Source organism: Streptomyces sp. SID5643 (assembly GCF_009872555.1).
GTDB lineage: Bacteria > Actinomycetota > Actinomycetes > Streptomycetales > Streptomycetaceae > Streptomyces > Streptomyces iakyrus.
Map to the genome: position 1 here is coordinate 1 of NZ_WWIC01000133.1, position 13,087 is coordinate 13,087.

9 protein-coding genes are annotated in these 13,087 nt (G+C 71.8%); 6 read left to right on the forward strand and 3 right to left on the reverse strand.

The features are described from left to right. The coding region (locus tag GTY56_RS16465) for a tetratricopeptide repeat protein (RefSeq protein ID WP_524540109.1) at positions 1-1,135 on the reverse strand (1,135 nt) is incomplete at its 3' end. Positions 1,136-1,266: 131 nt separating this feature from the next. Here GTY56_RS16465 and GTY56_RS16470 point away from each other — a divergent pair. The 3 genes from GTY56_RS16470 (at position 1,267) to GTY56_RS16480 (ending at position 3,907) form a co-directional block, all read left to right on the forward strand. Continuing rightward, positions 1,267-2,697: a S8/S53 family peptidase gene (locus GTY56_RS16470; protein WP_161366140.1), complete on the forward strand. Its 1,431-nt coding sequence runs from the start codon at positions 1,267-1,269 to the stop codon at positions 2,695-2,697. Between the two features lie 62 nt (positions 2,698-2,759). Beyond that, complete coding sequence (locus tag GTY56_RS16475) at positions 2,760-3,335, forward strand: sigma-70 family RNA polymerase sigma factor (RefSeq protein ID WP_161366141.1); 576 nt, start codon at positions 2,760-2,762, stop codon at positions 3,333-3,335. A gap of 152 nt (positions 3,336-3,487) precedes the next feature. Beyond that, positions 3,488-3,907: a hypothetical protein gene (locus tag GTY56_RS16480; protein ID WP_237524885.1), complete on the forward strand. Its 420-nt coding sequence runs from the start codon at positions 3,488-3,490 to the stop codon at positions 3,905-3,907. Between the two features lie 34 nt (positions 3,908-3,941). On the opposite strand, the gene GTY56_RS16485 is transcribed toward GTY56_RS16480, so the two are convergent. Then, positions 3,942-4,730: an N-formylglutamate amidohydrolase gene (locus GTY56_RS16485; protein WP_161366142.1), complete on the reverse strand. Its 789-nt coding sequence runs from the start codon at positions 4,728-4,730 to the stop codon at positions 3,942-3,944. A 376-nt stretch (positions 4,731-5,106) separates the two neighbouring features. Here GTY56_RS16485 and GTY56_RS16490 point away from each other — a divergent pair, with 376 nt between their 5' ends. Continuing rightward, positions 5,107-7,272: a hypothetical protein gene (locus GTY56_RS16490; protein WP_161366143.1), complete on the forward strand. Its 2,166-nt coding sequence runs from the start codon at positions 5,107-5,109 to the stop codon at positions 7,270-7,272. Between the two features lie 5 nt (positions 7,273-7,277). Continuing rightward, the gene (locus tag GTY56_RS16495) at positions 7,278-8,933 is read left to right on the forward strand and encodes an ABC transporter substrate-binding protein (RefSeq protein ID WP_161366144.1); all 1,656 of its coding nucleotides are present in this window, start codon (positions 7,278-7,280) and stop codon (positions 8,931-8,933) included. A gap of 202 nt (positions 8,934-9,135) precedes the next feature. On the opposite strand, the gene GTY56_RS16500 is transcribed toward GTY56_RS16495, so the two are convergent. Beyond that, positions 9,136-11,355: an NADP-dependent isocitrate dehydrogenase gene (locus GTY56_RS16500; RefSeq protein ID WP_161366145.1), complete on the reverse strand. Its 2,220-nt coding sequence runs from the start codon at positions 11,353-11,355 to the stop codon at positions 9,136-9,138. 187 nt (positions 11,356-11,542) lie between these two features. Between GTY56_RS16500 and GTY56_RS16505 the strand changes: the two genes are divergently transcribed. Continuing rightward, positions 11,543-13,087 (forward strand): M1 family metallopeptidase, encoded by a 1,545-nt coding sequence (locus tag GTY56_RS16505; protein WP_161366146.1) that lies wholly within the window; start codon positions 11,543-11,545, stop codon positions 13,085-13,087.

Here is a 13,087-nt window from a genome sequence, read left to right on the forward strand (position 1 = left end):
CCAAGTGCCGCTCCGCGTCAGCCGTCCGGCCCAGGGCCAGCGCGATCCGGCCCGCGAGCAGCGACGCCTCCGGCGCGGCCGGAGCGCCGAAGGAGGCCAGCTTCCCGGCCACCGCGGCGGCGTCGGCGACCAGCCGCCCCGAGCAGCGTCCGGCCGCGTGCCGCGCCTCGATCAGCACCAGCCGGGCGTGCGTCTCCCACCAGGTGCGCCGCTGCCCGGCGAACAGCCGTACCGCGAGGGCCGCGCGGGCGACCGCCGTAGGCGCGTCGCCGGCCAGCCTCGCGGCCCGTGCGGCGGCCAGCAGCAACTCCGCCTTGCGGGTGGACTGCCCGCCGATCCCGTCCAGCCTCCCGATCGCCGCGTCCGCCTCGGCCAGCGCCTCCGGCGCGAGACCGGCCGCCATCAGCACCTCGCAGCGCCGGATGTTCAGCATGAACGTCGGCGTGCCGAGCCGGGCGTACCGCTCCTCCGCCTCGTCCAGCAGCCGCAGCGCCGCCGGCACGTCCCCCGACCGGAACGCGGCCAGGCCCCGGCTCTCCACCGCGTCGGCCTTGTCGTGTTCCTGGCCGGTGGTGTCCCACAGCGCCTCCGCCGCGGTGAAGTCCGCCTCCGCCCGCTCCACCGACCCCAGCGCCAGATGCACGGTGGCCCGCAGGGTCAGCGCCCGCGCAGTCCAGATAACGTCCTGCGCCTGCCGCAGCACCGGCACCGCCCGGCGCACGTCCTCCAGCGCCTCACGATGGTGGCCGAGCACCCACCACACGTACGCCCGCCGGTACAGCACCCGTGCCCTGGTGTGCCCGCCGCCGCGCGCCACACCCCGCTCGAAGGCCGCCAGGCCCTCCCGGGTGCGGCCCGCGTGCACCAGCGCCACGCCCAGCGTGGCCAGCACGTCCGCCTCCCGGTCGGCCGAATCGGCGCGCGCCGCGCACTCCCGGGCCCGCCGCAGGTGGTGCAGCGCGAGCCGCAGATCGCCGAAGTCACGCTGCCAGATGCCGATCACCTGGTGAGCCACCGAGGCGTCCAGCGGGGCGGGGTCGGCGTCGAGCAGCGCCCGGGCCCTCGCGAGAGCCTCGCCCGGGTCGGCGAACACCATCGGCAGCAGTTCCGTAACCGAGTCGCTTCCCGCTGTCACTCCTCGGATGGTAGTGGTCCCGGAGCGCACCACACAGGTGTCGAGCTGTATCAACAGAGGGCGAGGCGGCTCATGCTGACGACCGCTCAGCGGCACCGGCCGTCGCCGTCGCACCAACGGGAGGACCCGCCATGGCACCTCAGCGATTCCACGAGCAGTTCGACCAGATCCAGCGCTCGATGCCGGACGTCCCGCTGGCGATGGGCCCGGACGATTCGGCGGAGTTCATGTACGAGAAGGGTGTGGTCCTCGTCCGCGACGGCGAGGAGGCCCGCATCGTCGAGGACACGGTACGGGCCCACTTCACGGCCGCACCCGACCTCGACCAGGAGCAGATCCGCCGCGCCGGCCCGCAGACCAACCGCAGCGGCATCACCCGCATCCGCGTCGGCGACCCCGGCGAGGGCGGCCGGGACACCGACCGCGCCGTCGCCCACGCCCTGCGCTCCGTCCGGGAGCACGAGTCCCGCGCCGGGCACCGGATGGTCGCCCGCAACCACGTCGTGCACATCGCGGTCAACGCCTGCCCGGGCGACGAACCCGTCCCGGCCCCGCTCAGCGAGCCGCCCAACCCGGCCGCCGCCGGCGCGCCCCACGACCCGGACACCGCCGTCGGTGTCCTCGTCGTCGACACCGGCCTCATGCACGACTACCGCTCCTGCGGCCTGCTCGCCCACACCGGCGGTGACACCCAGGTCCAGGAGTGCGACGACCGGGGCGTCCTCCAGCAGTACGTCGGCCACGGCACGTTCATCGCGGGCCTCGTCGCCGCCGTCGCGCCCAACACCGACATCACTGTGCGCGGCAGCCTCAACGACGCGGGCGCCGTCCTGGAGTCCGAGTTCGGCGAGAAGCTCTTCGAAGCCGTCGACGCGGGCGGCTGGCCCGACGTGCTCAGCCTCTCCGCCGGCACCTCCAACGGCCGCACCGACGGCCTGCTCGGCGTCGAGAACTTCATGCGGGAACTGCGCGAGCAGCGCACCCTGCTGGTCGCCGCCGCCGGCAACAACGCCAGTGCCGCGCCCTTCTGGCCCGCCGCCTACGCGGATCTGCCCGGCTGGGAGGACTCCGTGCTGTCGGTCGGCGCCCTGCGCAGCGACGGCGAGTCCGGCGCCTGCTTCACCAACCACGGCCCCTGGGTGAAGGTCTACGCCCCGGGAGAGCGCCTCACCAGCGCCCTCACCGGCTTCGAGGCACCCGTCCCGTACGTGTACCAGCACTCCACGTACGACGCCTGCCGCTACGGCTTCTCCTACGGCTGCACCTGCCAGCACCCCCGGCACAGCGGCGTGCTGAGCGACGAGGGTGACGCAGCCAAGCCGGACCAGGTGATGTTCGAGGGGTACGCGCAGTGGAGCGGCACCTCCTTCGCCACCCCCGTGACCGCCGGCCTGGTGGCCGCGCACATGACGGCGCACAAGGAGACCGACCCGCGCGCGGCCCGGCGACAACTGCTGGCTGCCGAAGGGGAGTTCGCGGAGGTCCGCGGCGCGCAGGTACCCGCCCTGCGTCCGCCCACCTGGCGCCCGGTCCCGGTCGTGCGCCTCGGTCCCGGCCTGTGAGGGCCGGGACCGCCCCCTCCACGGCGTACGATGACGTGCCGTATGCGAGGGGTGGGGCTGCCGTGGACCGTACTGATACCGGCGCGCTCGTCCGGGCAGCCGCCGACGGTGACGCGGCGGCCTGGAAGGCGCTCGTGGAAGGGCTGAGCCCGCTGGTCTGGTCCGTCGTCCGGGCCCACCGGCTCTCCGACGCCGACGCTCACGAGGTCTACCAGACAGCCTGGTTCCGCTTCGCCCAGCACCTCGGGCGGATCCGCGAGCCCGCCAAGGCCGGCGCGTGGCTGGCCAGCACCGCCCGCCACGAGTGTCTCAAGGTCATCAAGAACTCCCAGCGGCTGACCCTGACGGACGATCCGCGGCTGCTGGACCGGGTCAGCGAGGACGGCACGCCGGAACAGTCGTTGCTCGACTCGGAGGAGGCCGCGGCACAGAGCGAACGCGTCCGGCGGCTGTGGCAGGAGTTCGACAAGCTGGGCGAGCGGTGCAGGCAGTTGCTGCGCGTGCTGATGGCCACGCCGCCGCCCCGCTACCAGGACGTGTCCGCCGCACTCGGGATCGCGGTGGGCAGCATCGGGCCGCTGCGCCAGCGCTGTCTGCGGCGTCTGCGGGCCCGGCTGGAGGCACGGGGGGCGATATGAGCGACATGAACGGCGACCGGTACGAGGGCGCCCGGTACGACGACGGCCGGTACGACGACGGTTTGTACGATCACGACCTGTACGACGACGACCTGTCCGACGACGACCTGTCCGCTGAACAGGACCGCGGGGAGGAGGAGTTCGACGCCGGGATGCTGGAGGAGGAACTGCGGCAGGCCGCCGCCGTCCTCGACCCGGTGCCGGCGGAGCTCCAGCAGATCGCGGTCGACGCCTATGCGCTGCACGACCTCGACGCGCGCGTGGCCGAGCTGACCTTCGACTCGCTGGTCGACGCCCTGCCGGTCCGGGGCGTCACCGACACGCCCCGGATGCTGACCTTCCGGGCGGGGGAGGTGACCGTCGACGTCGAGGTCACCGCGCAGGGGTTGATGGGCCAGGTGCTGCCGCCGCAGCCGGCCCGCATCGAGATCCTCGGCGGACCGCGGCCCGGCTCCCCGCTCACCACCGACGACCTGGGCCGCTTCACGGGCGACGTACCGCCGTCCGGTCCGTTCGCCCTGCGGTTGCGCACCGGCGGGGACGTGGTGGTGACGGAGTGGCTGCGAGCGTAGGGGCGACCGGGGGGGGTATCCGCTCCCGACCCGTTCAGCCGGACGCGGCGTCGACGAGACCGGCCAGCGCGGCGGCGAGTCGCCGCACACCGGGTCCGGGGCGACCGCCCGGCTCGGTCATGTAGGTGTCCCGGCGGATCTCCACCATGAGCGCGCTCACCGCGGGCCGCTTCCCGTAGAACTCCAAGGGGACGTAGGTCCCGCCGAACGGCGTGTCGAGTTCCGTCTCCCCGAACGCCTCCCGGGCCGCGTCGAGCAGCGCGGGAGGCGTGTGGAAGGAGTCGGTGCCGAGGCAGACCGGCGGGCGCGGCCCCTCCCCGTGCAGTTCGTAGGGGAGCCTCCGGCTCGGGTAGGAGTGCACGTCGATGATCACGGCCCGCCCGGCGGCCGCCAGCCGGTCCGCCACCGCCCGCGTCATCGCCCGCGCGTACGGCTCGAAATACCGCTCGACGAGGGGTGCGGCGTCGACGTCGTCGGGCCGCAGCACCCGGCCGTGCGTGGTCCGCGTGTAGACCGCTCCCATCCCGACCGCGAGCATCTCCTCCCGCTCGTCCGGAAACCGCTCCGGATCCACGACCAGCCGCGACAGCCGATTGACGAACCGCCACGGTGTGACGCCGGCCTGCCCGGCCGCCGCCTCGGCGATGTCCGCCGTGTGCGCGTCGGTGATGTGGTCCAGCTCCCGTGCCAGCTCCTCGTCGTCCAGGGCGATGCCCGCCCGCACGGCGGCCGGTATCTCCCGCGCGGAGTGCGGCACATGGAGGATCACCGGCGACTGCCGGTCGCCGGGCAGCAGCTCGAAGGAGGGCGGGACGTCGGGCACGGAGGGCTCCGGGGGCGTTGTCGGTCGGTGGAGGACGTGCGGGGTCTTGAGGGCCCTTGAAGCGTTGAAGGTGCTCGCCAGCGCAGATCAGCGGTGTCCGTGGCCCGCGTTTCGTAACCTCCGGGCCGTGGTCTGCCGCAACTATGTCATGACGAAGATCGGATGCATCGCCGGTGTCGGAGCTGCCGAGCTGTGCCCCGTGCCTGCACCGGTGCCGGAACCACCACGTCGGGCCGTCCTTGCGCCTGGGCGCGCTTCATCGCCAACGTCCATTGACAGCAAGGACGTTGTCCCAGCGAGCGTTTCGTGTTCCACTGATCTCCCTCCGTAACGTCGATCATCCGCTCCCGGGCGGGAAAGTCTCCATGGGGGATCCGTGGGTGAGGATCTGGGGTTCGAGAGACTGCTCGAAGAGGAAGGTTTCTTCGCGCGCCTGCTCGGGCGGTCGCCTTCGGGCGGTGGCAGCAAGCTGTTGTACGGCCCCGACCTTCCCGTCGTGCTGCTCACCGGCGGCCCGGGGATGGGCAAGGGGCGGCTGCTGCGCCTGGTGCGCGACCGTTTCGCCGCCAAAGTGCCCGTGATCTACCTGGACTGCGCGTCACAGGCGTACGAGGACGACGCGGGGCCGGAACCGGGCGCCCGCTCGGACCTCACCGAGGCCCTGGTCGATGTCGCCGGGCGGCTGCGCGCGTGGCAGGGAACGGGCGGCCCCTTCGTCTTTCCGCGGTTCTTCGCGGGCCTCACGATGATCGCGACCGGCGCAGCGGATCGCAGCCCCCAAGCGGTCAGGACGGAAGTCGAGCGCTACGAGAACCTGCCCCAGCAGCAGGGCCTGCGCGGACTGGGAACCGGTGGGTTCTGGCGGAACGTGCTCATCGGAGTCATCCGCAATCTGCTGAACACCCTCGCCGGACAGTTGCTCGGCACGACCGGCGCCTCGGTGGCCGGCGCCCTGCTGGAGGCGCTCTTCGCGAACGCGGCGCCCAAGGGCAGGGGAGAACTGGCGCGGATCTACGGCGCCTATCCCACCGCGGGCCGCCAGCCGGAGCACGGGCTGCTCGATCTCGCCACGGACTTCAAAGCCGGCGGCGAGGCTCGGGAGGTGGCGGAGCGCTTCCTCTTCCGGGCGCTGCGCGAGGACATCGAGGCGGCCTACGAGGGCCCGGTCGGCTGGCTGAGCCGCGTCGGCCGCCCGGCACTGCTCCTGGACCACGCCGATTCGCCGCTGGGAGAGCGATTGCTGCGGGCCGTGCTCACCGACCGGCGCGACGGACAGCGGGACCGCGTGGTGATCGTGGGCACGGCACGCCGGGAGGACGGTGGCGCCTTCCTGTACGGAGGGCTGTCGCCCGAGGACGCGGGGTACCCGGCGGAGTACCGGCCCGCCGACGGAATACCGGCCACATGGTCCCGCACCACGGGTCCGCAACCGGACCAGGCGCCTTTGGCCGACGGGGTGCTCCTGCTGCGGATGCCCTTTCTCACCGGTGACCAGCTCCGTGACGAGACCCTGCGAAGACAGCGGCGCACGGAGCCGGAGAGCGGCGCGAACCGCCGCCGTGTCGTCGCCGCCGTGGCCCGGCTGAGCGGCGGACGTCCGCACACGGTGATCCGGCTGGCCGCAGCAGCCGCCACCTTCCGGATGCCGGCGGACGCCAACGACCGGGACCTCCTCGACGCCCCGCTGCGCCACCCGGACGGCGCCGCCGAACGGCCGGTGACCGACGTACTGCTCCAGGAGCTGATCCTGGACCAACTGCCGGTAGGGCTGCCGGAGGAGCACCGTGACCAGTGGCTCGACCTGATCACCCATCTGTCGGTGGCCCACGACATGGAATGCGCAGACGTCCTGCTGCTTCACCATCAGGCCCACCGTGTCTCCGTCCTGACAGGACATCAGGTCGCCAAGCTGCTCACCGAAACCGGGTGGCCCGGCTGTGAACGGCACTTCATCGGGGACTTCGGGCTGCGTCAGCTGCTCGTGCACCGGCTCTACGGGCTGCGCCCCGACGGCGCCGCCTGGCACGCCGACCACCATCTGCTGCGCGACCACTACGCCCTGCGCGCGGCGGACGACGGGGCGGCGAGCGGCGAGGCGTTCCGTTCCCTCACAGCGCACCGCATGAACCACCACTTGGTCTCGGGCGGCGCGGACGACGTGGTCCGCCACCTCGCCGCGACGCTGCCCGGCCGCCCCCGGGAGTGGTGCGCGGAGCTGCTGGAGATCGCGCAGGCTCCTTGTCCGGGCGGCGCGGACGCCCGCCGGGTGCGCGCCCAGGGTCTGGTGTCATTGGAGGGACCCGCGCTGCGCCGCACCGTCGACCAGCTGCTGCACGCGGTGTGGCTGTGCGAGGAGCGGACCAGACCGACCGGGAGCGAGATGGCCCGCACGCTGGCAGGCCTGCTGGAGCGTCTGTCGATCATGGAGTTCGACGGCGCCGGAGATCTCGGCCCTACGGCCACCGAGTGGAGCGGCCTGGCGGCGAACCAGCGGCCGCTGCTTCGCTGTTCCTGCACCGATCAGCTCGGGCGACGGAGGTAACGGGGATGCCCAGTTGGCTGTCGAGGACCAGATGGACGGGGCTGCCCAGGTGGCGGCAGATCCTCTACGTGCTGCTCGGCCTGACGGTGCTCGTGGCGGCCGTCGTGTACGGCAGATCCGCCGCCCAGAAGCCCGACACCTGCGCCGGCGGCGTCGAGCGGATCGACGACGAGTGCATCGGTGTCAACGGCGAGGGGTACGACTTCGGCACACGCGAGATCCGGGCCGTGGCCCAGGCCATCAAGAAGGAGAACGACCGGATCGCCCAGCAGCCCCATGTCACCGTGGCGATGATGCTGCCGCTCCAGTCGGACCAGCCGACACTGCGCCGGCAGATGCGCAGCGACCTCCAGGGCGCGTACCTGGGGCAGCGACAGGCCAATGCGGGTGAGGGCGAACTGCCCAGGATCCGGCTGGTCCTGGCCAATCCCGGACGGAACTACGGGCAGCAGGACGAGGTCGTGGACACCCTGATCGGCATGGCCGGCTCGTCGAAGGACCGGCTGCGCGCCGTCACGGGCTTCAACCTCAGCCTCGACGCCACGGAGAAGGCCGTCGAACGCCTGACGAAGCACGGGATCCCGGTGCTCGCCTCCCGGATCAGCGGCGACCGGATCGCGAACGAGGACGACACGGACGGCGCGGCGGAGCAGCGGTTCCCCGGTCTGGCCCGGATCATCCCCACCAACAACGGCGCGGCCAAGGCCCTGGCCGACTTCAACGGTGAACGCGGGCGGCAGGACGCCCGAACGGTTCTGGTCTTCGACACCCGCCAGGACGCCTACGACGAGTCGCTGGCGGACGCGTTCCGGGGCATCAAGGAGGCCGGCCCGGCCGGGCCCGCCGCGATGCCCTTCGAGTCTCCGGGGATCTACGAGGCGGGGTCGACCGGCAACCAGTTCACCCAGATCGCCAACAACATCTGTGACTCGCCGGCCGACACCGTCTACTTCGCGGGCCGCACACTGCACTTGCGGATATTCGCGCTCAAACTCGCCCAACAGCCGTGCGGGGACCGGCATTACACGATCATCAGCGGATCCGACGCCGCCTCGCTGCGGCAGGGCATGTCGGAGAAGGACTGGGCGCAGCTGCGCGGCACGGGCGGCGAAGCGAAGGTGACGGTGCAGTACGCCGCCCCCGCGCACCCGGCCGCCTGGAGCACCGAGTTGAAGGCGTGGAGGAAGAGGTGGGACGCGAGCCACGACCGCGAGCCCACCGCCGCCGAGCTCCCTCAGTACCTCACCGAACCCAAGGCGGCCCTGGACGACCTGAACGAGCTGATCGAGGACACCCTCCAGGAGGGCACGGGTCTCGGCTCCGTCCCGAACCTCGAGGACTCCCGGACGATGCTCGTCTATGACGGTCTGCTCACCATCGGCACCGCCCTGCACGAGGTACAGGGCGACGACGCCGAGCGGGTACCCGGCCTGAGGGACGTCGGCACGGAGTGGTCCAAACTCCAGTCCCGGCACCGGGTCAAGGGAACGAGCGGTCTGATCTGCCTCACCAGCGGCGGAAACCCGTACGACAAGCCGGTCGCCGTGGTCGAACTGGACCCAGGGCACAAGGGCCGCGGCGCGCTGAAGTTCGTCGGCATCGGCTGGCCCACCGGCCGGGAACAGCCGAAGAACTGCGTGATCCCGAGCAGGACACCCTGAAGGCCGAGGACCGTCGGATCGCCGGGCACGGGGAGGACGACACCCCGCCGTCGGCCAGGGGAACCGCTCAGTCATCGGTCACCTGGTCGCCACGCGGGAGCGGTGAGGGCCGGGGGGAGGGGCGCAGGGCGTACACGGCTCCGCCCCGGCCGGGCGCTGTGCCGGCCGGGGCGGAGTCAGCGGGCCGATGCGGCCCGGGGCGTCAGCTCAGGGACGCCAGAGCCTCGTTCCACGTGGCGGACGGACGCATGGCCTCCGCGGCCTTCGCCGGGTCGGGCTGGTAGTAGCCGCCGATGTCGACCGGCTTGCCCTGGGCGCCGATCAGCTCGTCGACGATCTTCTGCTCGTTCGCGGCGAGCGTCTCGGCGAGCGGGGCGAAGGCCTTCGCCAGGTCCGCGTCGTCGCTCTGCCCGGCCAGCTCCTGCGCCCAGTACAGGGACAGGTAGAAGTGGCTGCCGCGGTTGTCGATGCCGCCGACGCGACGGGTCGGGGACTTGTCCTCGTTGAGGAAGGTCGCCGTGGCGCGGTCGAGCGTGTCGGCGAGGACCTGGGCACGGGCGTTGCCCGCCACCTTCGCGAGCTGCTCGAAGGACGGCACCAGGGCGAAGAACTCACCCAGGGAGTCCCAGCGCAGGTAGTTCTCCTTGACCAGCTGCTGCACGTGCTTGGGCGCCGAGCCGCCCGCACCCGTCTCGAACAGGCCGCCGCCCGCCATCAGCGGGACGACCGACAGCATCTTGGCGCTGGTGCCCAGCTCCAGGATCGGGAACAGGTCGGTCAGGTAGTCGCGCAGGACGTTGCCGGTGACCGAGATGGTGTTCTCGCCGCGGCGGATGCGCTCCACCGACAGCTTCGTCGCCTCGACCGGGTTGAGGATCCGGATGTCCAGGCCCTCGGTGTCGTGCTCGGCGAGGTAGGTGTTGACCTTCGCGATCAGGTTGGCGTCGTGCGCGCGGGTCTCGTCCAGCCAGAAGACGGCCGGGTCGCCGGTGGCGCGGGCGCGGGTGACGGCCAGCTTCACCCAGTCGCGGATCGGCGCGTCCTTGGTCTGGCAGGCGCGGAAGATGTCACCGGCCGAGACGGCCTGCTCGATGAGCGCGGTGCCGTTGCCGTCGACGAGGCGGACGGTGCCCGTGCCGGGGACCTCGAAGGTCTTGTCGTGGCTGCCGTACTCCTCGGCCTTCTGCGCCATCAGACCGACGTTCGGCACCGAGCCCATGGTGGAGGGGTCGTAGGCGCCGTTCGCCCGGCAGTCGTCGATCACGGCCTGGTAGACGCCCGCGTAGGAGGAGTCCGGCAGCACCGCGAGGGTGTCGTGCTCCTGGCCGTCGGGGCCCCACATGTGGCCGGAGGTGCGGATCATGGCCGGCATGGAGGCGTCGACGATGACGTCCGAGGGGACGTGCAGGTTCGTGATGCCCTTGTCGGAGTCGACCATCGCCAGCTCCGGGCCCTCGGCGAGCTCGGCGTCGAAGGAGGCCTTGATCTCGGCGCCTTCCGGCAGGGCGTCCAGGCCCTTCCAGATGCCGCCCAGGCCGTCGTTCGGGGTGAGGCCGGCCGCGGCGAGCTTGTCGCCGTACTGCGCGAACGTCTTCGGGAAGAAGGCGCGCACCACGTGGCCGAAGACGATCGGGTCGGAGACCTTCATCATCGTCGCCTTCAGGTGCACCGAGAACAGCACGCCCTCGGCCTTGGCCTTGGCGACCTGCGCGGTCAGGAACTCGCGCAGCGCGGCGACGCGCATTACGGAGGCGTCGACGACCTCACCGGCGAGCACGGGTACGGACTCACGCAGCACCGTGGTGGTGCCGTCGTCGCCGACGAGCTCGATGCGCAGCGCGCCGTCCTCGGCGATCACGACCGACTTCTCGGTGGAGCGGAAGTCGTTCTGCCCCATGGTCGCCACGTTGGTCTTGGACTCGGCGGTCCAGGCACCCATGCGGTGCGGGTGGGACTTGGCGTAGTTCTTGACCGAGGCGGGGGCGCGCCGGTCGGAGTTGCCCTCACGCAGGACAGGGTTCACGGCGGAGCCCTTGACCTTGTCGTAGCGGGCGCGGATCTCGCGCTCCTCGTCGGTCTTCGGGTCGTCCGGGTAGTCCGGCAGGGCGTAGCCCTGGCCCTGAAGCTCGGCGACGGCGGCCTTGAGCTGGGGGATGGACGCCGAGATGTTCGGCAGCTTGATGATGTTGGCGGCGGGCGTCTTGGCCAGCTCGCCGAGCTCCGCGAGGGCGTCCGGGATGCGCTGGTCCTCGGTGAGGTACTCCGGGAACACGGCGATGATGCGCCCGGCCAGCGAGATGTCGCGGGTCTCCACGGCGACACCGGCCTGCGAGGCGTACGCCCGGACCACCGGCAGGAAGGAATACGTCGCCAGGGCGGGGGCCTCGTCAGTGTGCGTATAGATGATGGTCGAGTCAGTCACCGGGTGCTCCGCTCCACGTCTGCAACATTGCTCGACATCAAGATATCTCGTGACCGGCCTCGGCTCGACAGGGGTCCACGACCAGTTTCGCGCAACCGATCGCCCCGTTCGTGTGTCTGGGAGAGAGATCACTCACTCCAAGCCACGGCCGGATCTGACCACCCGGCCGTCCGAGCGGAAGCTGACCATGAGATATCGCACCAGAGTGACGGCCCCGGCGGTTGCCCTTCTCGGCACGGCGGCGGCACTGACCACGGGGATCCCGGCCCAGGCGGCCGGTCGGACCGAAGCCGCCCCGGGCCCCGAGACCCTCGGCGACCCCGTCTACCCCGCCCTCGGCAATGACGGATACCGCGTCTCGGCGTACCACCTCGACTTCGCGTACGACGCCACGACCAGGCTCGTCGAGGCCACCGCGACCCTGACCATCCGCACCACCCAGGCCCTGAGCCGCTTCTCCCTGGACGCGCGCGGCCTGGACATCCGCTCCGTCCGGGTCGACGGCCGCACGGCCGCCTTCGAGCAGGTGGCCGAGAAGCTGCGGATCACCCCTGCACGCAAGCTCGCGGCGAAGCGCCGGGTCACCGTGTGCGTGGCCTACGGCGCCGACCCGCGCCGGACCCCGCCGCCCGCCGGTGGCTGGGTGGCCACCCCGGACGGATTCGCGGTGTGCTGCCAGCCGGACCTGGCGCACACCGTCTTCCCCTGCAACGACCACCCCTCGGACAAAGCCGACTTCACCTTCCGCCTCACCGTTCCCGCCGGGCTGCGGGGCGTCGCGAGCGGCACGCCGGTGCGCACCGAGCAGCTGTCCGGCGACCGCACCGCGTACACGTACCGCTCCCGTTCGCCGATCGCCACCGAGGTGGTGCAGATCACCGTCGGCGACTACGTGATCAAGGACCGGCAGGGCCCGCACGGCCTGCCGCTGCGGGACGTCGTCCCCGTCGCCAGGGCCGCCGCACTGGAGCCCGCCCTGACGCTCACCCCGGCGCTGGTGTCCTGGGTCGAGCAGCGGCTCGGCGCGTACCCCTTCGAGACGTACGGCCTGCTGCCCTGCAACAACGACGCCCCGGACGCCTTCGACTTCACCGGCCTGGAGACCCAGACCCTCACGATCTACAAGCCGAACTACCTCCTCCAGGAGGAGAGCAAGATCGGCTCGCACATGATGCACGAGCTGGTCCACTCCTACTTCGGCAACAGCGTCAGCCCCGCCACCTGGGCCGACCTGTGGCTGAACGAGGGCCACGCCGACTTCTACGGCCTGCTGTACCGCTACGAGCGCGGCTGGCCCGACTCCAAGGGCATGACCACCATGGAAGCCCGGATGAAGGACACGTACGCCCTCGGCGACCAGTGGCGCCAGACCTCCGGGCCGGTCGCCGCACCCAACGCGGCCAACCTGTTCGACAGTCAGCGCTACCTGGGCGGCGTGCTCGTGCTGTACGCGCTGCGCCAGCAGGTCGGCGAGGCGGCCTTCACGGCCCTGGAGCGCACGTTCCTGGAGCGCTACCGCGACTCCTCGGCGTCCACGGAGGACTTCATCGCCGTCGCCTCGGAGGTCTCGGGGCAGGATCTGACCGGCTTCCTGCGGGACTGGCTGTACGGCACGAAGACGCCCAGGATGCCGGGCCACCCGGACTGGACCGTGACGCCGGCGAAGGCGTCCCTCTCGGCACCGCGCGACCGGAGGGACAGCCGCCACCACGAGAACTCCGCGACGCTGTAG

Excerpts from the sequence above, each read along its gene's own strand:
- GTY56_RS16470 (WP_161366140.1), top strand. The coding sequence starts at position 1,267 with ATGGCACCTCAGCGATTCCACGAGCAGTTCGACCAGATCCAGCGCTCG.
- GTY56_RS16480 (WP_237524885.1), top strand. The coding sequence starts at position 3,488 with ATGCTGGAGGAGGAACTGCGGCAGGCCGCCGCCGTCCTCGACCCGGTG.
- GTY56_RS16495 (WP_161366144.1), top strand. The coding sequence starts at position 7,278 with ATGCCCAGTTGGCTGTCGAGGACCAGATGGACGGGGCTGCCCAGGTGG.
- GTY56_RS16505 (WP_161366146.1), top strand. The coding sequence starts at position 11,543 with ATGAGATATCGCACCAGAGTGACGGCCCCGGCGGTTGCCCTTCTCGGC.